The sequence below is a fragment of the Pseudomonas sp. AB6 genome (genome assembly GCF_034314105.1).
Classification (GTDB): Bacteria; Pseudomonadota; Gammaproteobacteria; order Pseudomonadales; family Pseudomonadaceae; genus Aquipseudomonas.
Map to the genome: position 1 here is coordinate 395,192 of NZ_JAVIWJ010000001.1, position 23,067 is coordinate 418,258.

At 56.8% G+C, this 23,067-nt stretch carries 20 protein-coding genes; 6 read left to right on the top strand and 14 right to left on the bottom strand.

Annotated features, from left to right (window positions below):
• The first annotated feature begins 50 nt into the window (after positions 1 to 50).
• Positions 51 to 362: a hypothetical protein gene (locus tag RGW60_RS01915; RefSeq protein ID WP_322201628.1), complete on the top strand. Its 312-nt coding sequence runs from the start codon at positions 51 to 53 to the stop codon at positions 360 to 362.
• A complete protein-coding gene (locus tag RGW60_RS01920) occupies positions 359 to 1,234 on the top strand; it encodes a DUF72 domain-containing protein (RefSeq protein ID WP_322201629.1) in 876 nt (291 codons plus the stop codon). The genes RGW60_RS01915 and RGW60_RS01920 overlap by 4 nt, the downstream gene beginning before the upstream one ends.
• Positions 1,235 to 1,247: 13 nt before the next feature.
• Here RGW60_RS01920 and RGW60_RS01925 read toward each other — a convergent pair whose 3' ends face one another.
• A complete protein-coding gene (locus RGW60_RS01925) occupies positions 1,248 to 1,871 on the bottom strand; it encodes an energy transducer TonB (protein ID WP_322201631.1) in 624 nt (207 codons plus the stop codon).
• Between the two features lie 96 nt (positions 1,872 to 1,967).
• On the opposite strand from RGW60_RS01925, the gene RGW60_RS01930 reads away from it, so the two are divergent.
• Positions 1,968 to 2,750, top strand: coding sequence for a class I SAM-dependent methyltransferase (locus tag RGW60_RS01930; protein WP_322201633.1), 783 nt, complete (start codon positions 1,968 to 1,970; stop codon positions 2,748 to 2,750).
• Between the two features lie 73 nt (positions 2,751 to 2,823).
• Here RGW60_RS01930 and RGW60_RS01935 read toward each other — a convergent pair whose 3' ends face one another.
• A complete protein-coding gene (locus RGW60_RS01935) occupies positions 2,824 to 3,459 on the bottom strand; it encodes a TetR/AcrR family transcriptional regulator (RefSeq protein WP_322201635.1) in 636 nt (211 codons plus the stop codon).
• A gap of 92 nt (positions 3,460 to 3,551) precedes the next feature.
• Between RGW60_RS01935 and RGW60_RS01940 the strand changes: the two genes are divergently transcribed.
• Both RGW60_RS01940 and RGW60_RS01945 read left to right on the top strand, forming a co-directional pair.
• The gene (locus RGW60_RS01940; RefSeq protein ID WP_322201637.1) at positions 3,552 to 4,652 is read left to right on the top strand and encodes an efflux RND transporter periplasmic adaptor subunit; all 1,101 of its coding nucleotides are present in this window, start codon (positions 3,552 to 3,554) and stop codon (positions 4,650 to 4,652) included.
• Between the two features lie 6 nt (positions 4,653 to 4,658).
• A complete protein-coding gene (locus tag RGW60_RS01945; protein ID WP_322201638.1) occupies positions 4,659 to 7,724 on the top strand; it encodes an efflux RND transporter permease subunit in 3,066 nt (1,021 codons plus the stop codon).
• Positions 7,725 to 7,794: 70 nt separating this feature from the next.
• On the opposite strand, the gene RGW60_RS01950 is transcribed toward RGW60_RS01945, so the two are convergent.
• From RGW60_RS01950 to RGW60_RS01980, 7 genes are all read right to left on the bottom strand, one after another.
• Positions 7,795 to 8,484 carry a DUF4197 domain-containing protein gene (locus RGW60_RS01950; protein ID WP_322201640.1) on the bottom strand — a complete coding sequence of 230 codons (690 nt, stop codon included), beginning with the start codon at positions 8,482 to 8,484 and terminating at the stop codon, positions 7,795 to 7,797.
• 65 nt (positions 8,485 to 8,549) lie between these two features.
• Positions 8,550 to 8,948 carry a YbaY family lipoprotein gene (locus RGW60_RS01955; protein WP_322201642.1) on the bottom strand — a complete coding sequence of 133 codons (399 nt, stop codon included), beginning with the start codon at positions 8,946 to 8,948 and terminating at the stop codon, positions 8,550 to 8,552.
• Positions 8,949 to 9,010: 62 nt separating this feature from the next.
• The gene (gene plsB / locus RGW60_RS01960) at positions 9,011 to 11,506 is read right to left on the bottom strand and encodes a glycerol-3-phosphate 1-O-acyltransferase PlsB (RefSeq protein ID WP_322201644.1); all 2,496 of its coding nucleotides are present in this window, start codon (positions 11,504 to 11,506) and stop codon (positions 9,011 to 9,013) included.
• A 193-nt stretch (positions 11,507 to 11,699) separates the two neighbouring features.
• On the bottom strand, positions 11,700 to 12,077 hold the full coding sequence (locus tag RGW60_RS01965) for a hypothetical protein (protein WP_322201646.1): 378 nt from the start codon (positions 12,075 to 12,077) through the stop codon (positions 11,700 to 11,702).
• A 39-nt stretch (positions 12,078 to 12,116) separates the two neighbouring features.
• On the bottom strand, positions 12,117 to 12,962 hold the full coding sequence (locus RGW60_RS01970; RefSeq protein ID WP_322206825.1) for a putative RNA methyltransferase: 846 nt from the start codon (positions 12,960 to 12,962) through the stop codon (positions 12,117 to 12,119).
• The gene (dapE, locus tag RGW60_RS01975; protein ID WP_322201648.1) at positions 12,962 to 14,113 is read right to left on the bottom strand and encodes a succinyl-diaminopimelate desuccinylase; all 1,152 of its coding nucleotides are present in this window, start codon (positions 14,111 to 14,113) and stop codon (positions 12,962 to 12,964) included. Before dapE ends, RGW60_RS01970 begins: the two co-directional genes overlap by 1 nt.
• A 117-nt stretch (positions 14,114 to 14,230) precedes the next feature.
• Entirely contained in the window at positions 14,231 to 16,819 is a 2,589-nt protein-coding gene (locus RGW60_RS01980) for a glycosyltransferase (RefSeq protein ID WP_322201650.1), read from the bottom strand.
• A gap of 280 nt (positions 16,820 to 17,099) precedes the next feature.
• Here RGW60_RS01980 and tcdA point away from each other — a divergent pair, with 280 nt between their 5' ends.
• Positions 17,100 to 17,930: a tRNA cyclic N6-threonylcarbamoyladenosine(37) synthase TcdA gene (gene tcdA, locus RGW60_RS01985; protein ID WP_407074120.1), complete on the top strand. Its 831-nt coding sequence runs from the start codon at positions 17,100 to 17,102 to the stop codon at positions 17,928 to 17,930.
• On the opposite strand, the gene RGW60_RS01990 is transcribed toward tcdA, so the two are convergent.
• The 5 genes from RGW60_RS01990 to RGW60_RS02010 all read right to left on the bottom strand — a co-directional run bounded on the left by RGW60_RS01990 (position 17,906) and on the right by RGW60_RS02010 (position 23,066).
• Positions 17,906 to 18,319, bottom strand: a complete 414-nt coding sequence (locus tag RGW60_RS01990) for a SufE family protein (protein ID WP_322201654.1) — start codon at positions 18,317 to 18,319, stop codon at positions 17,906 to 17,908. The genes tcdA and RGW60_RS01990 overlap by 25 nt on opposite strands.
• Positions 18,316 to 19,521 carry a cysteine desulfurase gene (locus tag RGW60_RS01995; protein ID WP_322201656.1) on the bottom strand — a complete coding sequence of 402 codons (1,206 nt, stop codon included), beginning with the start codon at positions 19,519 to 19,521 and terminating at the stop codon, positions 18,316 to 18,318. The genes RGW60_RS01990 and RGW60_RS01995 overlap by 4 nt, the downstream gene beginning before the upstream one ends.
• A gap of 68 nt (positions 19,522 to 19,589) precedes the next feature.
• Positions 19,590 to 20,624, bottom strand: a complete 1,035-nt coding sequence (dapD, locus tag RGW60_RS02000; protein WP_322201658.1) for a 2,3,4,5-tetrahydropyridine-2,6-dicarboxylate N-succinyltransferase — start codon at positions 20,622 to 20,624, stop codon at positions 19,590 to 19,592.
• 48 nt (positions 20,625 to 20,672) lie between these two features.
• Complete coding sequence (locus RGW60_RS02005; protein ID WP_322201660.1) at positions 20,673 to 21,044, bottom strand: ArsC family reductase; 372 nt, start codon at positions 21,042 to 21,044, stop codon at positions 20,673 to 20,675.
• Positions 21,045 to 21,446: 402 nt separating this feature from the next.
• Positions 21,447 to 23,066 (bottom strand): ArnT family glycosyltransferase, encoded by a 1,620-nt coding sequence (locus tag RGW60_RS02010; protein WP_322201662.1) that lies wholly within the window; start codon positions 23,064 to 23,066, stop codon positions 21,447 to 21,449.
• Between the last annotated feature and the right edge of the window lies 1 nt (position 23,067).

Below are 23,067 nucleotides of genomic sequence, written 5' to 3' on the forward strand. Positions count from 1 at the left end.
GCCGTGTCCGTACTGCTAGATTGCCACTACAAGACGCCGAGTACGCATTGATGCGCATAGACGGACCCTCACCACGCTCATACCCCATAAAGCGCAAGCCTCTCAAAGGCGCTGCGACGCTTGATGACGGGTTTGAAGAAGTGGACGGCGAGGTTGAAGTTCCCCCGCAACTTCCCGCTCGCACCGCCCGACCGCAAACATCACAAGCAGGATCGACCGCGAATGTCCCTGCTCGTCAGCAAGACATGATTTTTCCTCGTTCTGTCAGCAATCGCGTCGCTCAGGCGCTGTCCAGTTACCTCACTACCGCCAGTTATGTCGATTGGGACATGGAAGTGCTGGGACTTGATCTTCACGTTTGAACTCTTCACGCCCCCCTTATTATCTTGGTTGTCCATCTTGGAGTGAAAGCGCCTGGCGTGACTCCCTGTACCCGGAAGATGCCCGACCCAATGAGTTCCTTGGCTTGTACTCGCAGGTGTTCAACGCGGTTGAAGGCAATACTACGTTTTACGCCAGACCTTCACCGGTGATTGTTGAACGATGGGCTCAGACGCTGCCGGAGCACTTTCGAATCACTGCAAAATTCCACCGTGACATCAGCCACGGTGGGGATCTGCGCCAGCAATTGCACGCGGCCGACGACTTCATTGCGCTCCTCGCCCCGCTGGGCCAGCGCGTGTCGCCGTTGTGGCTGCAATTACCAGCGAGTTTCGGACCGCTGCGACTCGCGGAGCTGGTGAGTTTTATCGAAGCCGTTGAGCATTCACTGGCGGTAGAGGTGCGGCATCCTGCGTTTTTCGCCAAAGGGAATGAAGAGAGGATGCTCAATCGCTTGTTGCTGGACCGTGGCGTAGAGCGTGTCTGCCTTGATCCGCGAGCGTTGTTCAGTTGCGTGTCAACAGATCCAGCGGTGCTGCATGCGCAGTCGAAAAAGCCGAAAGTCCCGCCCCGGCCAGCAGCCCTTACGCAACATCCCCAGGTTCGCTTCATTGGGCATCCGCTGTTGGAGGCCAATGATCCGTTTTTGGCGCCATGGGTCGAGAAAGTCGCGGGCTGGATCGAGGAAGGGCGCACGCCTTATTTTTTCCTGCACACCCCCGACAACCTTCAGGCGCCTGATTTGGCGCGACGTTTCCATGAGCAATTGATGATACTTCTGCCTGGATTGTCGCCGTTGGCGGTTGTTCCCAGAGAAGCACCTGACGTACAGCAGCAATTGGGGTTGCTGTAACGATCGGCCGCGATCAGGCGGCCATGCGCAGGTTTTGCAAAATGATTGGCCGTGCCCAACCGTTGTCGAAGTCAAGATGACGCTGCTGCTCTTCGACAGTTTCAGGTGCAAGCGGTAGGGCAGGTTTGTTGGCCAAATCCCATTCAAACTCGGCGATGGGCAGATGCAATGGCCGCGCCACTGGTCCGGGCCCGGGATTTGCAACCGCTTGATGTGGATCGAGTACTAAAGGCCGAACCCAGCCACTGTCGAAATTCAAATGCCGTTGTTGTTCGATCATATCCGCAACGCTGAACGGTTGCGCAGGCTTGGGCAGCAGGTGCAGTTCGAACTCGGCAATCGGCAAATGCAACGGGACAGGTGGGCGACGCTGCACATCGTCTACCGGGAGTTCGCGCTGATCAACGATTTGCCCGAGGGCGTTGGTCCCGCCCATTGGTTCGCCGGTGGCCGGGTCGGTCGCGGCTACGGTTGGCGCCACTGAAACGCTGGTTTTGTCTGCGGTTTGCTCTGCCATTGCGCGAGCGAACGCATCCGACCAGAGCTGGGTAACACCGCTTAGGATTCTGGAATTGCGAAGACTGTAGTCGCCTGTGTGCGACAAATAGCCTATCGATGCGGATTCAATGTCAGACATAGCGCTCGTTGTTCGTCTGGCTCTGGCAAAATGCTGGATATTCTCGTTATCGGCCACTTTCGCCGATCATTTAAAAATAGTTGAGCGCGTGGGCAAATGAGTGAGCAACAACCGGGCAGCCGCATTCGCGTCGAGACCCTGATCAGCAACGGACAGTCGCAAGCGGAACACTGGGCGCAACGTCTCGGCCTGCCATTGGAAGATACCCAAGCCGAATTCGCCTTGCAGGTGACAGATGACGGTTTGCAGTTGCAGCAGTTGGGCGCGGACACCGCTGGGCCGGTGCGAGTGGATTTTGTCGAAGGCTCTGCTGCGCATCGGCGGTTATTCGGCGGCGGCAGCGGGCAAATGATTGCAAAGGCCGTGGGTATCCAGCCAGGGGTAAGACCCCGAGTACTGGATGCAACGGCGGGATTGGGCAAAGACGCGTTCGTGCTCGCCAGTCTGGGATGTGAAATAAGCCTGATAGAACGTCAGCCAATCATTGCGGCGCTGCTTGAAGACGGTTTGATCCGTGGGCTAAGAGATCGCGAAATCGGGCCAATTATCGCGCAGATGCGTTTGCTGACTGGCAACTCAATTGAGTTGATTCGTTCTTGGGAGGGCGAGCCCCCGCAGGTGATTTATCTAGACCCAATGTTTCCCCACCGGGAAAAAACCGCACTTGTGAAGAAGGAAATGCGCCTGTTCCGGCCTTTGGTGGGCGACGACATGGACGCACCGGCGCTGCTCGAAGCCGCGTTGTCGCTGGCCACCCACCGAGTAGTGGTTAAACGCCCGCGCAAAGCGCCCAGTATCGATGGTCCAAAGCCCGGTTATGCGTTGGATGGAAAATCGAGCCGATACGACATTTACCCGAAAAAGGCATTGAAAAGTTAACCCTTTGAACTGCGTCTGGCCGTCAACCTGTGGCTGCAGGCCTGTCTGCGAACTTAACAGCGCGGCTCGTGGTTCAGGCGCGATATGCGCGCATGAACACGCTGACTACTTCGCGCACATGCTCGTCGTCCGCCGCCTCGTCGGGCGCATCGTTGCAGCCAATCAGCAGGCGAAAGTTGCACGTGCCTTTGAGCAAGCACAGAAAATGTTCGGCGGCGAGGCGCGGTTTGTCGATCTTCAGGCTGCCGCTGTTGTCCATTTGAATCAATAGCCGCTCCATCTCTTGCAGAATACGTTCAGGTCCAGCCTCGAAAAATATCTGTGACATCTTGGGATCTTGAGTACCCAACGCCACCATTAGCCGATGCAGCTCAATTGAATCCGGACTATTGATCAGCGCATGAAAGCCCTGTCCGATATCGCTCAGCACTTTCTCTACTGGCGCGCCCTCAGGCATCTCGAAAAAGAGTTCAGGCAGTTGTTCTTCGCAACGTGCCACCAGAGCTGCCGAAAATAAGGTCTCTTTGTCGGTGAAATGGTTGTAAACCGTCAGTTTTGAGACCCCCGCTTCGGCTGCCACAGCGTCCATGCTGGTGCCGACAAACCCATTGCTAATAAACAGATTTTTCGCAGCATCAAGGATAGCCTGGCGTTTTGCCAGGTCTTTAGGGCGACCGGGGCCAGAAGCAATTAATGAATTATCAGGCATCTTCGTTTTAATAGTGGACTGGTGAGTTTGGTATTTCTTACTATGCGCGGCAGTACAACAATTAAAGCATCCTACTCCAAAGGTCCATCACCATGTTTCGCGATGCCTTGTCCCTTACTCTGTCCATCAGCCTAGCTCTGCTAATGGCTGGCTGCGGTCATGAAGAGTCTCCTCCAGTCACCATTCGCCCTGCCATGGTCGTCCAGCCACAGATTGCGTCGCTGTCGATGGACAGCTATCCCGGCGAAGTCCGTGCTCGGCTTGAACCTGACTTGGCGTTTCGGGTTCCTGGCAAGGTCATCAAGCGCTTGGTGGAAGAGGGGGACCGCGTCAAAGCCAACCAGCCGTTGGCCGAACTGGACCCCCAGGATATGCGCCTGCAATTGGAAGCGAGCCGCGCTCAGGTGGCAGCAGCTGAAGCCAACTTGCAACTGGTCCGCGCTGAGCGTGATCGCTACAAAACCCTGATGGACCGGCAGATGGTCAGCCATTCGCAATTCGACAATGCCGAAAACTTGTTCCGCTCAGGTGAGGCGCGGCTCAAACAGATGAAAGCCGAATTTACGGTGGCCGATAATCAAGCCGGTTATGCCGTACTGCGCGCTTCTCAAGATGGCGTGATTGCTCGACGTCTGGTGGAAGTTGGGCAAGTTGTCTCCGCCGGGCAGACGGTATTTACCCTGGCTGCCGATGGCGAACGCGAAGTGTTGATCAGCGTGCCGGAACAAAGTTTCAGCCGCTTCAAAATCGGTCAAGCAATAGCCGTCGAATTGTGGGCACAAGGCGATCAGCGTTTTGTGGGCCGAATCAGAGAACTTTCGCCAGCCGCTGATCCGCGCTCACGGACCTTTGCTGCCCGCATCGCGTTTGTCGGTGGCAAAGTGCCGGCCGAACTGGGGCAGAGTGCTCGGGTTTTTTTTCAGACGGGGCAAACCGCAGCCTTGTCGGTGCCATTGTCTGCATTGACTGCCGAAAACGGCGCGACGTATGTCTGGCGTATCGACGCAGAGAACAGGATAAAGCGCACCCCGGTTCGCGTCGCGGCCTATGGTCAAGATACGGTGCCGGTTCTGGAGGGCCTCAGCGCCACTGATTGGATCGTAGCGGCCGGCGTGCACGTGCTTCATGAGGGCGAAAAAATACGCCCGGTGGATCGCAGCAATCGGGAAGTGAAACTGGCGGCCAAGGAGTAAGCAAGGATGCGTTTCAACCTTTCCGAATGGGCGTTGCGCAATCGCCAGATCGTTTTGTTTTGTATGTTGCTTTTGGCCGTGGTCGGCGCTTTGTCCTACACCAAGCTCGGGCAAAGTGAAGACCCGCCGTTTACCTTCAAAGCCATGGTTATCCGCACGCTTTGGCCAGGCGCCAGTGCCGAGGAAGTGGGTCGGCAAGTGACCGACCGCATTGAGAAGAAGTTGATGGAGACCGGTGAGTACGAACGTATCCTCTCGTTCTCGCGGCCGGGAGAATCCCAGGTCACGTTCTTTGCCCGCGATGCCATGTCGTCAAAACAAGTGCCTGAACTGTGGTATCAGGTGCGCAAAAAAATTGGCGACATCCGGCAAACTTTGCCGTCCGGTATTCAAGGGCCGTTTTTTAACGATGAATTTGGTACCACGTTCGGCAATATCTACGCGTTGACCGGTGACGGTTTTAACTATGCAGTGCTTAAACACTATGCCGACCGTGTACAAATTCAGCTGCAACGGGTCAAGGACGTCGGCAAGATAGAGCTGTTGGGGTTGCAGGACGAAAAAATCTGGATTGAGCTGTCGAACCTGAAACTCGCGACCTTGGGCTTGTCATTGGAGGCGGTCCAGCAGGCCCTTGAGGCTCAGAACACGGTTTCGGCTGCCAGTTTTTTTGAAACGCCCAGCGATCGCATTCAACTGCGAGTCACCGGACGGTTCCAATCTGTTGAGGAGATAAAGAATTTCCCGATTCGCGTGGCGGGTCGTACATTTCGCATCAGCGATTTCGCCGAGGTTCATCGCGGCTTCAATGATCCACCCGCGCCGCGCATGCGTTTTATGGGCGAGGACGCCATCGGCCTGGCTGTGGCGATGAAGGAAGGCGGCGATATTCTCTCTCTCGGTCATGCGCTAGAGACTGAGTTTGCCCACATACAACAAAACCTCCCGGCCGGCATGCAACTGCGCAAGGTGTCGGACCAACCAGCGGCGGTTAAAACTGGGGTCGGTGAGTTCGTCCATGTGCTGGCCGAGGCGTTGGGCATTGTACTGCTGGTGAGCTTCTTCTCCCTTGGTATGCGTACCGGTTTGGTGGTTGCCCTGACCATCCCGCTGGTGTTGGCGATGACCTTCGCCTGCATGTATTACTTGGGCGTGGGCCTAAACAAAATTTCCCTTGGCGCGCTGGTATTGGCACTGGGCTTGTTGGTGGACGATGCAATCATTGCCGTGGAGATGATGGCGATCAAAATGGAACAGGGTTACGACCGGCTCAAGGCCGCTAGTTTCGCCTGGACCAGTACCGCATTCCCGATGCTCACCGGCACATTGATTACTGCTGCCGGTTTCTTACCAATTGCCACCGCGCAATCGACCACGGGTGAGTACACCCGCTCTATTTTTCAGGTAGTAACTATCGCGTTATTGGCATCTTGGATCGCTGCAGTGGTGTTCGTACCTTACTTGGGCGATCGGTTGTTGCCGGACTTGGCAAAAATTCATGCGGATAAACATGGTTCACATGCACCGGACCCTTACGGCACAGCGTTCTATCAGCGCGTGCGACGCTTGGTGGGCTGGTGCGTGCGACGGCGTAAAACCGTATTGGTGTTAACTGTCTGCTTGTTCGTGTTGTCGGTGGTGATGTTCCGTTTCGTCCCGCAGCAGTTTTTCCCCGCGTCCGTGCGGCTTGAATTGATGGTCGATTTGAAACTGGCGGAGGGTGCCTCCCTCACTAACACTGCGGCACAAGTTACGCGGCTGGAGCAGCTGCTTAAAGATCACGCGGGCGTCGACAGTTATGTGGCGTATATAGGCACCGGCTCGCCACGCTTTTACCTGCCGTTAGACCAGCAACTGCCGGCTGCCAGTTTTGCTCAATTCGTGGTGCTGGCAAAAACCATCGAAGACCGCGAGGCGGTGCGCACGTGGTTGATCAACACCCTCAACGATCAATTCCCAACCCTGAGACCTCGGGTGACACGCCTGGAAAATGGTCCTCCCGTGGGCTATCCCGTGCAGTTCAGGGTCTCGGGTGAACACATCGACGAGGTTCGTGCTTTAGCGCGCAAGGTAGCGGACAAGGTTCGGGAAAACCCGCGCGTGTCTAACGTCCATCTGGATTGGGAAGAGCCGAGCAAAGTTGTACACCTCAATGTCGATCAAGACCGAGCGAGAGCGCTTGGCGTGACCACGGCGGACTTGTCGCGCTTTTTGCAGAGTTCATTGACCGGCTCTAGCGTCAGCCAATACCGTGAAGACGATGAATTGATCGAAATTTTGGTGCGTGGAACCGCCGATGCCCGCAAAGACCTCGCCTCGCTGGCCAGCTTGGCGATTCCCACCGCTAACGGCACCAGTATTGTGCTTTCGCAAGTTGCGACGCTTGAATATGGCTTTGAAGAAGGCATTATTTGGCACCGCAACCGATTGCCCACCGTGACGGTGCGCGCGGACATCTACGGCAAGGAACAACCGGCCACGCTGATTCAACAAATCCTGCCGACGCTGGACACAGTGCGAGCTGAGCTGCCAGACGGTTACCTGCTGGAGGTCGGCGGTACGGTTGAAGAGTCTGAACGTGGCCAGCGCTCAGTCAACGCCGGTGTGCCGTTGTTCATCGTCGTGGTCCTGACCTTGTTGATGTTGCAACTGCGCAGCTTCTCGCGGGTAGCCATGGTGTTCTTGACCGCGCCGCTGGGCTTGATTGGCGTGACGTCATTTTTGCTGGTGTTTCACCAGCCCTTCGGCTTTGTCGCGATGTTAGGCACCATCGCTTTGTCGGGGATGATCATGCGCAACTCGGTGATCCTGGTGGATCAGATCGAACAGGATATCACTGCTGGGCTGGAGCCTTGGCACGCTATCATCGAAGCCACCGTCCGCCGTTTCCGGCCTATTGTTCTCACCGCTCTCGCGGCGGTGTTGGCCATGATCCCGCTGTCACGCAGCGTATTCTTCGGCCCCATGGCGGTAGCAATCATGGGCGGCCTGATCGTCGCCACCGCACTCACGCTGCTGTTCCTGCCCGCGCTGTATGCCGCGTGGTTCAGGGTAAAAAAGGTGGAGGTGTGACGATCCGCTGTTACCCAGCAAGCGCTAGGGGTTGCCAAAGCCGCCAAGCTCAATTTAAGGCAACGTTGAGTTACAGCGCGCCAAACACTTTCTTCGCCAAACTGGTCGCCGCCGCGGCCGGGTTTTTGCGGATGCTGGCTTCTTGCTCGCCGATCATTTTAAACAGGCCATTGAGCGCCTGTTCGGTCACGTAGCCTTCGATGTTGGCATCTTTAGCGTCGACGACACCCAATGCGGCAGCTTGTCCTGCAAAAGAGTTGTACTTCTGCGCCACGCCGACTTTGTCCGTCGCTTGTTTGACGATAGGCAGGAACTTGGCTCGGATCTGATCGCGGCTGGTCTTGCTCAGGTATTGGGTGGCTGAGTCACTGCCGCCGCTAAGGATGCCCTTGGCATCGGACATGCTCATCTTTTTCACGGCATCTACCAATAACGCCTGTGCTTGAGGCATGGCAGCTTCAGCAGCCTGGTTCATACTGGCTTCCAGTTGATCAACTTGTGCCCCCATGCCGAATTGCTTCATCTTCTTTGCGACTTTGCCGAGAGCACCCGGCAACTCGATACGCACCTCTTTGTTGTTACTGAAGCCACCGGGAACACCGAGCTCCTTGACGGCGATTTGTGCGCCTTGGGTCAGTGCGTCTTTTAGACCGCCGCCGGCATCCGACTGTGACAGATCGGTCAACGCCACGGCGAGGACATTGGCCGAAAACAGTACGCACGCGAACAGGCCTGCGTAGACAACGGAAGGGCGGAGCATGCAAATATCCTTTTAAAAAATCGATTTAAGCAAACGGCGCGGACTCGTGGGCCAACGCCAAGGTGTTACTGAACTGAGTCCAGACGAATCCGCAGCGGCTTTGGATCTTGTCCATCCAATCGTACGCCATGCTGCTCGGTACTGATGAACAGCAACTTGCCATCGAGTTCAATGTGCGCGCTGACCGAATAACGGTGGCCGGGTTGAACGTGCTTTGGATCGTAAGCCAGGGAAAAGGGCAGCGGTACCTGGCCTTTTACCGGGGCCGTTTGTCGGGCCAGAATCACCACCGGCGCATCGGCCCGGGAAATGTCCTGCAGGCTCACGGTCATGGTTGCGGCTGGTGGCAAGGCAATGCGTTGCAAGTAAAAAACCTCGCCATTAAGGCTGGCTTGATTCATGGGTTGCTGCTGGGCACAGGCGCCGAGCACGGTGGTTATCAATACGAGTAAAAGTTTTTTCATCGCAATCTCCATACGAGTGGCGGCAGAAGAAGCCTGACGCCACCGACAGGAATCTAACGGATTTATCCGGCAGGGTCAGCCTCTGAAACATCTTCACTGCGGTGTAGTGCCACTTGGCGAATCGATAAACGGATTTCGGCGGGCAGTACGCGCTTGGCTGCGCCCTCCGCCAGTTCTCCCAATAACGGGTGATAACTGAGCTTGCCTGCGGTGTCTTTGCGCAGCACCCCCAAGTCGAGCAGGTTCTGAATAAAGTGCCGAAACAGGCTTTTATCGAAGAACTCTGGTGCATTGAGCCCATGCAAAATCGACAGCCGTTGCGCCATGACTGTACACAGGTCTTCCAGTTCTTCGGCGCTGAGGCTGTTTTGACCGCCGTTGAGCAGCAGTGAGATTGCCATGTAGAAGCGTTGCAACGTCTGGGCAATGGCGCGTGACAGTAACGTCAGCTGCACGAACTGCCGCGAACTCGGCGCCGGACGCAAGTAAACTTCATTTTCCAAGCGCAACAGACCTTGCTCTACCAAGGCTTCGAGCCATTGATCAACGACCGCGTCCAGCTCGTTTAGCGGCCAGCGAATGAATAACTCAGACTGCAAATACGGGTACAGCGCGCGGGCGTAGCGCAGGATTTGTTCGCGGCTCATGCGCGACGCGCTTTGGAAAAAGCTCGCCAACAGGGAGGGTAGGGCGAAGATGTGCAACACATTGTTGCGGTAGTAGGTCATCAGAACTGCGTTTTGTTCATCCAAATATAGAATTTTGCCCAGCGCGTCGGCTTGTTCCGACAACAAGTTCATGCCCTTTACATAGCTGATCAGCGCCTTGCCATCGCCCTCCGGCAAAGTGGTGTGCGGCGAATAAGGCACTCGGCGCAGCAGCGTCAGGTACAGGTCCAGCACCCGGGTCATGGCCTGATCATCGAGCGCCAGTTTGTTGGTAGACAACAATGCCAGCGCCACCAGATTGACCGGATTAATTGCGGCGGCTTCGTTCAGGTGCTGCGCCACGCGCTGGCCGAGACGGTGAGTGGTTTCGTTCAACCAGGCAGGTCGGTAGAGCGGGCCAAGTTCTTGGTCACGCCAATTGGGTTGTTCATGGTCAAGGAATTCAGCCAGTTTGATCGGCTCGCCAAAGTTGACCGACACTTGGCCGAAGCGTTGTTTCTTCAGCGCACCAATGACTTTGAAGATATCGAAAATGGATTCTTTCTTTTTGCTCGCACCGCGCAACTCGCCCAAATACGTGCGGCCTTCTAGTACGCGTTCATAGCCGATGTAAACCGGCACAAACACAATTGGCATTCGCGAGTTGCGCAGGAAGCTGCGCAGGGTGATCGCTAACATGCCGGTTTTAGGCTGCAGCATGCGCCCGGTTCGCGAACGACCGCCTTCAACGAAATACTCGACCGGAAATCCTTTGGTGAACAGCGTGTGCAGGTATTCGTTGAATACCGAGCTGTACAAAGGATTGCCCTTGAAGGTACGGCGCATGAAAAAGGCGCCACCGCGTCTTAACAGGCCGCCGATGCCTGGCATGTTCAAGTTGATACCGGCAGCCACATGGGGTGGCGTCAGACCGTTGCGAAACAGCAGGTACGACAGCAGCAGGTAATCGATGTGGCTGCGATGGCACGGGACATAAATGACCTCATGGCCTGGAGCCACTGCTTGTACACCTTCGATGTGGCTGACCTTGATCCCGTCGTAGATCTTGTTCCAGAACCAGCTCAGCACCACTTCCATGAAGCGAATGACGGAGTAGCTGTAGTCGGAAGCGATTTCGTTGCCATAACGCAGCGCTTGCGTTTGGGCTTTGGCTTCTGTGATGTTAGACCGTTCGGCCTCTTCGAGAATCGCTTGCTTCACCAGCGGTTCGTCCAACAGGCCACGCACCAGCGTCCGGCGGTGGGACAAATCGGGGCCGATTACAGCGGTTTTAAGGTTGCGGAAATGCACCCGAAAAATGCGCTGGGCCATGCGCAATGTGCGTTCGTAACCTTTGTTTTCGTCGATCAGCTCGCGCAGGTGAACCGGTGCCGAAAACTGTACGCGGGTTTTGCGCCCTAAAATCAGGATGCTGACCAATCGGCGCAGACGCCCGGTAACCGCCCAACTGTCGGCGAATAATAACTTCCATGGGCTGGATTCGCTGTCCGGCGACTGGCCCCAAAACACACTGACCGGGATGATCTGAGCATCCTCTATGGCGTTCTGGGTGATGGTGCTGACCAACCGTTCCAAGGTAGGCGGTGCGCCGCGTTTGTCTTGACGGCCAAGCCAGTCAGGCTCGGGGGTCAGGTAGAAAAACGCAGCAGGCTCCAGCAAGTTGCCCACGGCTACCGGCAGGATCGGCCGAGGCAGGCCGGCTTTGCGGCACTCGGTGTCGACCACCGCGAGATCACTCAGGGACGGTGATTGCAGAACATAGAACACCGGTCGGCTGCGGTCGAGGTTGAGGGTGAACGACGATTGATTAATAGTTTCCGAGCGAACCCAGAGGTACAACAATCGGCGCAAGGTGCCAAACACAAGACGGCGGAGCGGAGAGCGGGTCATACGGTATCTGCTGCATAGTAAAAACGAGGCGGACAGTGTGCCGTATATGGTCGGGATGGGCAAAAGAGGGTCGTTAGTCCGGACCCGTTAAGTAACAACGTGTTGACGAAGCGGACGACGCGATTTTACTGTGAAAATGCCTCGTCAACAGGTTCGCTAAAGATATTTGCAAGAAGTCATGAGCATCACCAGATCAAGCGGTGTGCCAAACAATTTCTTCTTCGCCGTCGCTGCTGATGCGGATCCAGCGGTCGGCGGTTTCGTCGCTTTCTTCTTCGATCCAAGTGCCTGGTGCGCAACGCACTTCGACGCTCAGTGCGGCAAAGGCGGCACGGGCGCAGGCGATGTCGTCTTCCCACGGGGTCTGGTCGCTTTCCAGGTAAAGGCTGTTCCACTTACCGACGGCTTTAGGCAGCCAGGTCACTGCAATGTCGCCCGCGATGCATTTGTAGGTTTGGCCTTTCTTTTCCCACTCGCTGCACGGGCCGATGGCACCACTCAGCCAGGCGGCTACAGCTTTATAATCGACGTCGTGGTCTTTGAGATAAATTTCGATATCAGGTTGGCGCATGGATGCCTCGTCAAAAATTGAAAAAATCCATTCGCGGATTCAGGGTGTCGTGTTCGGTGCTTGTAGATGAGCTAAGGGCTCAAGCACGAAATAATCGTAGCGCATGGAGACCGTCACTTCGAACGGCTCTGGTTGATCAATCACATTGGCCCGGCGTTCGGCACTGGCTCGCCAGCCATGAGGCGTCATCGCCAGCAGGTTGGCGCGTGACTGACCGTCAACCAGCGTCAGCTTGAATTCCAGTGTTTCGCTGTGGTGCAACTGCATGCCTTCCGGGATCAGGGCCAAATGCTTGTCATCGGCGTAATTGCGTACTTCGTCGTATAGACGCTCGCGCAGCTCCATCAGATGTCCGCTGGTTGGGCCAACCCGTATCAGCCCGCCGCCCGGTGTCAGGAGGCGCTTGGCTTCATTCCAGTCCAAAGGGCTGAACACGCTGATCAGCAACTGGCAGCTGTCATCCGGCAGTGGCACTCGCGCCATGCTGGCGATCAACCACGTCAGTGAGGGATCGCGGCGGCATGCACGCTTGACCGCTTCACGGGAAATGTCCAGTGCGTAACCGTCGGCCTCGGGCAGCGCCGTGGCGATTTGCGCGGTGTAATAGCCTTCGCCGCAGCCGATGTCCAGCCAACGCGCTGGAACCTGCTCCGCTGCCAGTTCGGCCAAACGCTTGGCTACCGGTGTGTAATGCCCAGCGTTGAGAAAGTCGCGACGGGCTTCGACCATGGCTTGGTTATCGCCAGGGTCACGACTGTTTTTGTGCTGCACCGGCAGCAGGTTCAGATAACCCTGACGCGCGCGGTCGAAGCGGTGGCCAACGGGGCAAACGACGCCGTTATCGACGCCGCTAAGGGCGGCTGAGCAAATCGGGCAGGTGAGCATCATGCGAGTAATTTGACCAGCGTTTGAAAGTAGATCTCGGTCAACACGTCGAGGTCGGCGGCCAGTACGCGCTCATTGACCTGATGGATCGTGGCGTTGACCGGCCCCAGTTCGACCACCTGAGTCCCCATCGTCGCTATAAACCGTCCATCGGAGGTGCCGCCGCTGGTGGAGGCTTTGGTCTCGCGACCGGTGACGGCCTTGATGCTGGCCGAGACCGCATCCAACAGATCGCCCGGTTCGGTGAGAAACGGCAGGCCGGACAGCGCCCATTCCACGTGATAGTCCAGACCGTGCTTGTCGAGCAGGACCGCAACCCGTTGCTGCAAGCCTTCGACGGTGGATTCGGTAGAGAAGCGGAAGTTGAACACTGCAACCAGATCGCCAGGAATGACGTTGGTCGCGCCGGTGCCGGCGTTCAGGTTAGAAATTTGAAAACTGGTCGGCGGAAAGAATGCATTGCCGTTGTCCCAGTGCTCAGCCACCAGATCGGCCAAAGCCGGAGCCACCAGATGAATCGGGTTCTTTGCCAAATGCGGGTAGGCAACATGGCCCTGTACCCCGCGTACTGTCAGCGTGGCGCCCAACGAACCGCGTCGGCCGTTTTTCACGACATCGCCGACCAAGGTGGTACTCGACGGTTCGCCGACGATGCACCAGTCCATGCGTTCTTTGCGCGCCACCAGGCGCTCGATCACTGCCTTAGTGCCGTGATGCGCTGGGCCTTCCTCGTCGCTGGTGATCAGGAAGGCAACCTTGCCTTTATGGTTCGGGTATTCGCCGACAAAGCGTTCTGTTGCCACCAGCATTGATGCAAGGCTGCCTTTCATATCAGCTGCGCCACGTCCACAGAGCATGCCGTGTTCGTCGATCAAGGCATTGAACGGATCGTTTTGCCACGCTTTAACCGGGCCGGTCGGCACCACGTCGGTGTGCCCAGCGAAGCACAATACCGGGCCGTCCTGATGGCCGTGGGTGGCCCAAAAATTATCCACATCTTCGATACGCATGGGTTCCAGCGCGAAGCCGGCATTGCCCAGGCGCTGCATCATCACGGTCTGGCAGTCCGCGTCGATCGGGGTCACCGATGGACGACGGATCAAGTCGCAAGCGAGTTGAAGGGTGGGCGAAAGTTCGGCTGGGGCCGTCATGTACAAAACTCCGGTTAAAGCGCAGTAAACCTAGGTTTTTTAGGGTGCTTAAAAGGCGCATAGCTTAAAGCAAAACGGCGGCCCGAAGGCCGCCGTTTAATACCGCCCGTATTAATCTCAGGCCGACGTAGGCTCTACCACCTGTGTCGGTTTAGGCAGGGATGAAAGGAAGGCCATGATCAATGCGGCCAGATACGGCAGCGATTGCACCAACAGCATGGTCACCCAAAAACGCATATCGGCGCTTGGCAGGCCTTGGACCAAGCAGATACCCAGCGCGGCGCCCCACAACAGCAGCATGATGAACAATTCTTCCCGTGCTTCGGAAATCGCTACCCAGAGGCCGTGGCTGTCGACGTTCTTCGGTGTGCGGAAGAATGGAATGCTGGTGGTGAAGAACCCATACAAGACCGCTTTGGCGATGGTATGCGACAAGGCAAGGCCTGCCAGGGCTGCGGCAAATGCATCCTTAAGGTTGACGCCCACCGCGCGGCGGTAAAGGAAAATGATCTTGCCGACCTTGAACACGAACAGTGCCAGTGGCGGAATCGCGAAGATCAGCAGCGGTGGATCGACCCGTTGCGGCACGATTATCATCGCTCCAGACCACAGCAAGGCACCGAAGGTGAAGAAAATATTCATGCCGTCTGCCACCCACGGCAACCAGCCCGCAAGGAAGTGATAACGCTGACCGCGGGTCAGTTGCGTGTCTTTGCCGCGCAGCAGGCTCGACGTGTGGCGCTTGATGATTTGAATTGCGCCATAGGCCCAACGGAAACGTTGTTTCTTGAAGTCGATAAACGTGTCCGGCATCAGGCCCTTGCCATAGCTGTTATGGGCGTAGGCCGCAGACAGGCCTTTTTCGAACACCCGCAGACCCAGTTCGGCGTCTTCACAGATGCACCAATCAGCCCAGCCCAGTTCCTCAAGCACCGATCGGCGGGTCATGGTCATGGTGCCGTGCTGGATGATCGCATCGCGGTCGTTACGGGTGATCATGCCGATATGAAAGAAGCCTTTGTATTCCGAGTAGCAAAGCTTCTTGAAGGCGCTTTCGTTCTGGTCGCGGTAGTCCTGCGGCGACTGCACCACGGCGATTTTCGGATCGGCGAAGTGGGGCACCATGTGCTTGAGCCAGTTACGATCGACACAATAATCGGAGTCGATCACGGCAATGACTTCAGCATCCGGCGCGGTGTGTGGAATCAGGTAATTCAGCGCGCCGCCTTTGAAGCCAGCCAGCGGGGCAACGTGGAAAAACTTAAAGCGTGGACCGAGCAGTTCGCAATGCGCCTTGACCGGCTCCCAGACCGCAGGATCTTTGGTGTTGTTATCGATGAGAAGGACTTCGAAGTCCGGGTAATCGAGGGCCGCCAAGGCGTTAAGGGTCTGTTTGACCATCTCTGGCGGCTCGTTGTAGCAGGGCACGTGGACCGAGACTTTGGGTCGGTACGCGTTGTCGGTTTCCACCGGCAAGAATTCACGGCGACGCTTATGGGTCCAGACGGCTTCGGCCAGTTCATGCGCTTCGGCCATCAATACGATGAACACGCCCAGTGCGCCGAGCGCCAGCAAGAAGCCAACCGTCAGGCTAAACCAGGTGCTGTATTGCTGGCTGTAGTCGTAACCGATCCACACCAACACTGATCCACAGAGGAACGCGGTGAAGGTCAGGAAGGTTCGACCGCGTTGGCGCAACGCCGAACCGTCGATCAGCAATAGCGCTAGCGACAATAATGCCAATACCCCCGATCCGATGGCTAGAACTCGCCACTGAGGGATTGCGACAACGGGTCCGGTGAAGTTGAATTTCTGTTGGCGGTCGGCGTTGTACACGCCCCAATACGCGCCCACCGAACCTTCATCACTGGCTTTCCACGGCTGATCGAACGCTTCGATCACAAAGTAGTTGTAGCCTTGACGGTTCAGCTTGTTGACCAGCGTACGCAGATAAATCGCTTGATCTGCTGGGGTCGCGTCGGAACCGCCGCGCATACGGCCGTTACTCGGCCAGCCAACCTCAGAAAGTAACAGCGGTTTTTTCGGGAACATCTTTTTCAGTTCACGAGCGCGGTCGAGGACGAACTGACCCGCCTTGTCCACCGGGATGAATTCCCAGTAGGGCAGAATGTGCGCGGCGATCAAGTCAACGTGTTTGCCCAGCTCCGGGTATTTCTCCCAAATGTGCCATTGCTCCGACGTCGTTACCGGCACCTTAACCGCCGCACGAACCCTGTCCAGCAGCACGCTGAGTTGCTTGACGGTGATTTCACGGCGGAACAGGGCTTCGTTACCCACCACCACGCGAACTACACTGCGCGACGTGTTCGCCAGTTCGATGGCCCGGGTAATTTCGCGCTCGTTACGCTGCTCGTCGGGGCTGATCCAGATGCCCAAGGTTACGCGTAGGCCAAATTCTTCCGCCAGCTTAGGAATATCCTCAAGGGAACCGTCCACCGAATAGGTGCGGATACTGTCAGTCTGCTTGCTTATCAACTCCAGGTCTTGACGCATTTCATCGTCGGACGGGTAGATGCCTTCCTGTGGGCTTTGCCCCGGTCGGAACGGAGAGTAAGAGAAGCCTGAAATTTGCTCAGGCCAGTCAGGAGTAGTGACCGGGCGGTTGATTAGCGCCCAGAAACCGGTGAACAGCGCGGCAATTGCAACGACAACCACCAAGTTGAGTCCAAATTTACGCGATGACATAAATACGTCTGGTTCCAAAGATTGCAATGTAACTAAGTGTGTTGCGCCTATTAAAGCAGGGGAGGGGGGCGCGCGTCTTCGCGAATTTCGGCTGGAGGACGGATCTGTAGGAACCAACGTGTTGGCGAGAACCAGACACTGCGGCGTGTCAGGCACGACGCCTCGCCAACAGGTTGGCTTCTACAGCGGGCGGCGCGGTTACAGATTGCGGTTTGTCCGGATAAAGATGCTCTCCCGGGTATACCGCCCTATAATGCGCGCCGGTTTTGGGGTTATGGTCATGAACACAGAAGATCCGCGGTTTGCCGGCGTCGCCCGTCTGTATGGCATCGATGGCCTGGAGCGGTTACGTGCGGCGCATGTAGCCATCGTTGGCGTCGGCGGAGTCGGTTCGTGGGCGGCGGAAGCGATTGCCCGTTGCGGGGTCGGCGAAATCTCTTTGTTCGATATGGACGACGTTTGCCTCAGCAACAGCAACCGCCAGCTGCATGCACTGGCGGGCACGGTCGGTCGGGCCAAGGTCGAGGTCATGGCCGAGCGCTTGCGTGCGATCAACCCCGATTGCGTGGTTCATGCCGTCGGTGATTTCGTGACCCGCGAAACCATGGCCGAGTACATCACGCCGAACATCGATTGCGTGCTCGATTGCATCGACAGCGTCAACGCCAAGGCGGCGCTGATCGCTTGGTGCAAGCGCCGCAAGATTCAGATCATTACTACTGGCGGTGCGGGAGGGCAGATCGATCCGACGCTGATCCAGGTCTGCGACCTCAATCGCACGTTCAATGACCCACTGGCGTCCAAAGTGCGCTCGACCCTGCGCCGGGATTACGGTTTCTCGCGGACTATGACTCGCCACTACAGTGTGCCGTGCGTGTTCTCCACCGAGCAGCTGCGTTACCCGAAACCCGATGGCAGTATTTGCCTGCAAAAAAGCTTCGTCGGCGACGGTGTGAAGCTCGACTGTTCCGGCGGGTTCGGCGCGGTGATGATGGTCACGGCGACGTTCGGTATGGTCGCGGCAACCAAAGCAGTGGACAAGATTGTTGCCGGGGTAAGACGCCCGTCGGAACGGATAAAGCCGATTCAGGCCGTGCCGCAAGCCAGCTGACGCATCCGTTGCAACACTGCGTTCAACCCATTGCTGCGTGACGGTGACAAGTGGCGGCTCAACCCCAGTTGCTTGAACCAGTCCGCTAAATCAACCTGCTGCAAGTCCTCTGCCGGCAGGTTATTAACCCGCGCCAATAACAGGACCACCAAGCCCCGAATCAAACGCGCATCGCTGGCGGCACGGAATTGCCAGCGACCGCTTGTGAGGGTGCCCAACAACCACACTTGGCTTTCGCAGCCGTGTACGCGGTGCTCTTCGGTCTTTTCGTCGTCGCTCAACCCAGGCAAACGTTCACCCCATTGCATCAAGAGCCGCGCGCGTTGTTCCCAGCTTTGCGGTTTATTGAAGGTGTCCAGGGCTAATTGGGCCTCGGGTGGAAGGTTCATCGCAGCAACTCCAATGCTTGATCCAGCGCATCGAAAAAGCGCTGCACGTCGTTGGAATCGTTATACAGCGCCAGAGAGGCGCGAATCGCGCCGGTCAGGCCGAGCCGTTTGATTAAAGGCATCGCGCAATGATGCCCGGCACGAACTGCAATGCCTTGCTCAGTCAACAGGTGCGCCAGATCGGCATTGTGGATGCCCTCGACCACGAAGCTGACTAATGCCAGTTGCGGATCACCCAGCACCCGCACGCCCTGGCGTCTGTTCAAACCCTCCAGCAATAACCGGTGCAGCGCGGCTTCATGGGCCAGCACTGCACCGTGGTCGAGGCTGCTCAAATAGTCGAGGGTCGCGCCAAGCCCGATGACTCCGGCAATCGGCGGAGTGCCCGCTTCAAAACCCAGCGGCGCAGGGCGAAAGGTTGCGCTGTGGTAGTCCGTGGTCAGCACCATTTCGCCGCCCAATTGCCAATGACGCAACTGCGTCAAAGCCTCATCGCGGCCGTATAAGACGCCAACACCGTCCGGGCCATAGAGTTTGTGGCTTGAAAATACGTAGAAGTCGCAGCCTAGGGCCTGCAAGTCGTGTCGGCCATGCACCACACCCTGTGCGCCGTCGACGACGGTCAACGCGCCGTGAGCCTTGGCCATGCTCAGTAATTCTGGCAGTGGTTGCCAAGCTCCGAGCACGTTGGAAAATTGGCTGGTCGCCAACAAGCGGGTGCGGGGGCCGATCAGTTCGGCGGCGGCAACCAAATCAATAAGCCCCTGAGCATTGAGGGGCAAAATCACCAGTTCAAGCCCTTGACGCTGTGCCAGTTGCTGCCAAGGCAGCAGGTTGGCGTGATGCTCCAGCGCAGAGACAACGATCTCATCGCCGGTTTCAAAGCGATGCTCAAGCCCGTAGGCCAGCAGATTCAATGCCGACGTCGCGCCGTGGGTAAAAATAATCTGTGCGTCATCGCCGGCGTTCAACCATTGGGCAACTTTGCGCCGGCTGTTTTCAAACGCTTGCGTGGCAGCCGCCCCCGGCAGGTGCTGTGCCCGATGCACATTGGCGGCGCCGTTGACGTAGTAATGATTCAGCGCGTCGAGCAGCGCCTGAGGTTTTTGCGTTGTAGCGGCGTTGTCCAGATAGGTCTGGCCTTGCTGTTGCAGTGCGGCGATGGCTGGAAAGTCAGCGCGCCAAGGAGAGGGCAAAAGCATGGTTATTCAGCTCGAAGGATCAGGGCCTAACCCACTTGCGCGGTGTTGACCCTGAATACGACATCAGATCAGTTGTGAGCGTGCAGCGCTTCGTTCAGTTCGATGGCTGATTTATGGGATTTGCATTCCACGGCGCCCGTTTGTGAGTTACGACGGAACAACAGGTCCGGTTGACCCGACAGCTCACGGGCCTTGACCACTTTGACCAGCTCGTTCTTATCATCAAGCAGTGCGACTTTGGTTCCGGCTGTTACGTACAGACCGGCTTCCACGGTGTTGCGGTCGCCCAATGGAAAGCCAATTCCTGCATTGGCGCCAATCAGGCAGCCTTCGCCGACCTTGATCACTACGTTGCCGCCGCCCGACAAGGTGCCCATTGTCGAGCAACCGCCGCCCAGGTCCGAACCCTTACCGACAAATACCCCGGCCGAGACGCGGCCTTCGATCATGCCCGGACCTTCGGTGCCACCATTGAAATTGACGAAACCTTCGTGCATCACGGTGGTGCCTTCGCCGATGTAAGCACCCAGGCGTACCCGCGCGCTGTCAGCGATACGCACGCCGGTTGGCACCACGTAGTCAGTCATTTTCGGGAATTTGTCCACCGAGAACACTTCCAGGAACTCGCCCTTGAGGCGCGCCTCCAGTTGACGCTCAGCCAATTCAGCCAAGTCCACAGCGCCTTGGTTGGTCCAGGCGACGTTGGGTAACAATGGGAAAATGCCAGCCAGATTCAGGCCGTGTGGCTTGATCAAGCGATGTGACAACAAATGCAGCTTGAGGTAAGCCTCAGGCGTCGAGGTCAATGCTGTGTCTTCAGCCAGAAAGGTGACGACCAATGGCTTGTGACTTTCGGCCAGGCGAGTCAGTAGGGCCGCTTGGCCTGCATCGATATTCTTTAGCGTTTCGGCCAGTTGCGAGGCCTGGGTGGTGTTGAAGGCGACGGCCTGATTGCCACCGGTGTAGCCCAGTGCGGGTGCAATGGCAGCGATCAGTTCGGCAGACGGATTAATCAACGGCTGGGCGTAGAACACTTCAAGCCAGGCGCCTTTACGATTTTGAGTGCCGACCCCAAAGGCCAGGCTGAACAGGGTAGTAGACATGTGAATACCTCTAACTTATTGGAAAGGGGGCTCAAGCAGCGCTTTGGCTTACGTGAAGGCCGCCCCGTATACATCGGGCTTGAAGCCAACCAGGGTTTTGTCGCCAAGATCGAGCACCGGGCGCTTGATCATTGACGGTTGTGCGAGCATCAGTTCGATCGCCTTTGCTTGATCGAGATCGGCTTTTTGTCCGTCGTCGAGTTTGCGGAAGGTCGTTCCTGCCCGGTTTAAAACCACTTGCCAGCCATGCTCATCGCACCACTGAGTCAGGTGCTCACGGTCGATGCCGACCGTTTTGTAGTCATGAAAGTCGTAACTGACGGCGTTATCATCAAGCCAGGTGCGCGCCTTTTTCATGGTGTCGCAGGCCTTGATTCCATAAAGGTGTACGCCTTTATTATTACTGGAGGAATTGTCCATCCTCGAAACTCCCCACTTTGCCCAAAAAATCAGCGAATGATTATGCCACGTCGTTCCATTCAGTGCCTTGGCTGTCTCGGTAAGGTGCGGGGCGCACATCGCACAGTGAAAAGCCCGGCGGGGTTGCCGGGCTTTTCACTGTGACTGGATTATTCACCCATCGTGCTGCCTGCGCCTCATGCCTTGGTGCTAACCATCTGGCCGGCGATGCTTGAACCCTCTTCGGTCAACGCTCTTAGCAGGGCTCCGGAAGCGCTTTGTAATGAGGCACTGGTCGCGGCGATCTGGGTCCGCGCTGCGGCGACGGCTGCGGCCGCGATAGTTATAGCTTGAGCGCCCCAAGAAATGCGGGCCTATTCCAATGCCGCGCTGCCACGGAACAAATACGCCGTTTATAAACATTCAAGGTAGACGAAACAGCAGGTAGTCATCCTTATCAAATTGACTGCTAAGCAAAATCGGCAAGGCCGTCAGGCGGCTATCCGGCAGCGCTTGATATATATCTTTGGCGATCACCACGTAAACCGGTCCTTTCACCGCCGCCAATTCATCCGGAGAAGCAATGAAGATCGGCTTCAGGCCGTCGGGGATGTTGACCACGAACTTGATGGCCTTTCCATCCTTGGGCATTCCATATAGGGCGAGCGGCGCAGGATCATGCTGGATCAGGTCATGAACCGCTACGCTAAAGCCTTGCGTGTCGTAGGCTGCACGCTGAACGGGTTCATAAACCCAGATAAAACTCATCCACACCGCCAGTACCGCGCACGTTGCCAGACTTGCAACACGCCACCGGGCTTTGAACAAGGCGGCTAACGCAATCACTTGCAGCACCACAAGCACTGAAGTGATTCCACTAATCGATGTCAGCTGGTCGGCGAAACGATGGCGAGCCACCAACAATCCTGCAATCAACGCACTCGGCATCAGCAGCCAAAGTATCTGGAGCAACCCCCGTAACAAGGCGAGCAGGCGCCCTTGGGTCATTTGAAACGGATAAGCTGCGACGATCGCTGCCATTGGCACCATCGGCAGCATGTAGCGAGCTTTTTTCGCCTGCGGAATTGAAAGGCCAATCATGACAATCAGTCCGGCTGCAGTGCAAAGCATTACCAGTCGCAGCGCTGGTGTAAGGGGCTGCCGACCACGAACGATGATGGCCGCTAGCACCAAAATCGCCATTGGGTATGCCAGCGCATAGTTGCCCATCGAACTGCTGAAGTAATAGAAAGTACTGCTGGTGCCTTCAGTACCGTCCATACGTGAAGTGAATTGCATGCGCACCACTTCATCAAGGAACTGTTGACCGCCGCTGATCTTGGCAAACAGCAGTAGCATTCCCATGCAGATCGCCAGCAATACCGCCGCTTGCAGACCGAATATGAGCATTCGTCGCCATTGTCCATTCAGCACGTAGTAACTGCACAGCATGCCGGTAGGAACGACCAGCCCGATGGGGCCGCGAATAGCAAAGCCCAGCACTATAAGCGCGAGAATCAGACCTATGCGCCGACGCGCACCAAAGTGATCGGCAGCATAGCCCAGATAAAATACGGCGAACGATACGGTCGCGAGCATTTGGTCCAGGGATATGGCGCGGGTCTCGGTGATAAAGGTATTGCTCAGCAGCAGCAGGGCTACGCTGACCAGTGCCCAAGACCGAGAGTGCGCGGCCACCAAGCGATAAATAAGCGCAACCAAAATCGCCGATGCGATCGCGGTCGGAAGCCATGCGGTGAGGCTTATCACTCGGCCAAACGGCAGCGAGAGCAGGTAGATAAAGAAAGTTGATGTGGCGGAATAGTCTGGATAAGGCTCGCCATAGGTTGTGGGAAAAAAACTTGGGCCGTGACGCAACATTTCTTGAGCAAAAATTACAAAGCGCGAGTCGAATCCGATCGTGGCTTGTTCATAGTTACCCACGACAAATAGCAGGAGTGCCAGCCCCCCCAAGATAATGGACTGGCAGCGCACTGTTGCCAAAGAGGCCGATGAGGGCTGAGTCTGAGGTAGAAACGGCAAA

Coding starts and splice junctions, on each gene's coding strand:
- RGW60_RS01915 (WP_322201628.1), top strand. CDS start 51: ATGCGCATAGACGGACCCTCACCACGCTCATACCCCATAAAGCGCAAG.
- RGW60_RS01955 (WP_322201642.1), bottom strand. CDS start 8,948: ATGAAAAAACTTTTACTCGTATTGATAACCACCGTGCTCGGCGCCTGT.
- RGW60_RS01970 (WP_322206825.1), bottom strand. CDS start 12,962: ATGCTCACCTGCCCGATTTGCTCAGCCGCCCTTAGCGGCGTCGATAAC.
- plsB (WP_322201644.1), bottom strand. CDS start 11,506: ATGACCCGCTCTCCGCTCCGCCGTCTTGTGTTTGGCACCTTGCGCCGA.
- RGW60_RS01965 (WP_322201646.1), bottom strand. CDS start 12,077: ATGCGCCAACCTGATATCGAAATTTATCTCAAAGACCACGACGTCGAT.
- RGW60_RS01940 (WP_322201637.1), top strand. CDS start 3,552: ATGTTTCGCGATGCCTTGTCCCTTACTCTGTCCATCAGCCTAGCTCTG.
- RGW60_RS01980 (WP_322201650.1), bottom strand. CDS start 16,819: ATGTCATCGCGTAAATTTGGACTCAACTTGGTGGTTGTCGTTGCAATT.
- dapD (WP_322201658.1), bottom strand. CDS start 20,624: ATGTCTACTACCCTGTTCAGCCTGGCCTTTGGGGTCGGCACTCAAAAT.
- RGW60_RS01930 (WP_322201633.1), top strand. CDS start 1,968: ATGAGTGAGCAACAACCGGGCAGCCGCATTCGCGTCGAGACCCTGATC.
- tcdA (WP_407074120.1), top strand. CDS start 17,100: ATGAACACAGAAGATCCGCGGTTTGCCGGCGTCGCCCGTCTGTATGGC.
- RGW60_RS01945 (WP_322201638.1), top strand. CDS start 4,659: ATGCGTTTCAACCTTTCCGAATGGGCGTTGCGCAATCGCCAGATCGTT.
- RGW60_RS01950 (WP_322201640.1), bottom strand. CDS start 8,484: ATGCTCCGCCCTTCCGTTGTCTACGCAGGCCTGTTCGCGTGCGTACTG.
- RGW60_RS02005 (WP_322201660.1), bottom strand. CDS start 21,044: ATGGACAATTCCTCCAGTAATAATAAAGGCGTACACCTTTATGGAATC.
- dapE (WP_322201648.1), bottom strand. CDS start 14,113: ATGACGGCCCCAGCCGAACTTTCGCCCACCCTTCAACTCGCTTGCGAC.
- RGW60_RS01925 (WP_322201631.1), bottom strand. CDS start 1,871: ATGTCTGACATTGAATCCGCATCGATAGGCTATTTGTCGCACACAGGC.
- RGW60_RS01995 (WP_322201656.1), bottom strand. CDS start 19,521: ATGCTTTTGCCCTCTCCTTGGCGCGCTGACTTTCCAGCCATCGCCGCA.
- RGW60_RS01935 (WP_322201635.1), bottom strand. CDS start 3,459: ATGCCTGATAATTCATTAATTGCTTCTGGCCCCGGTCGCCCTAAAGAC.
- RGW60_RS01990 (WP_322201654.1), bottom strand. CDS start 18,319: ATGAACCTTCCACCCGAGGCCCAATTAGCCCTGGACACCTTCAATAAA.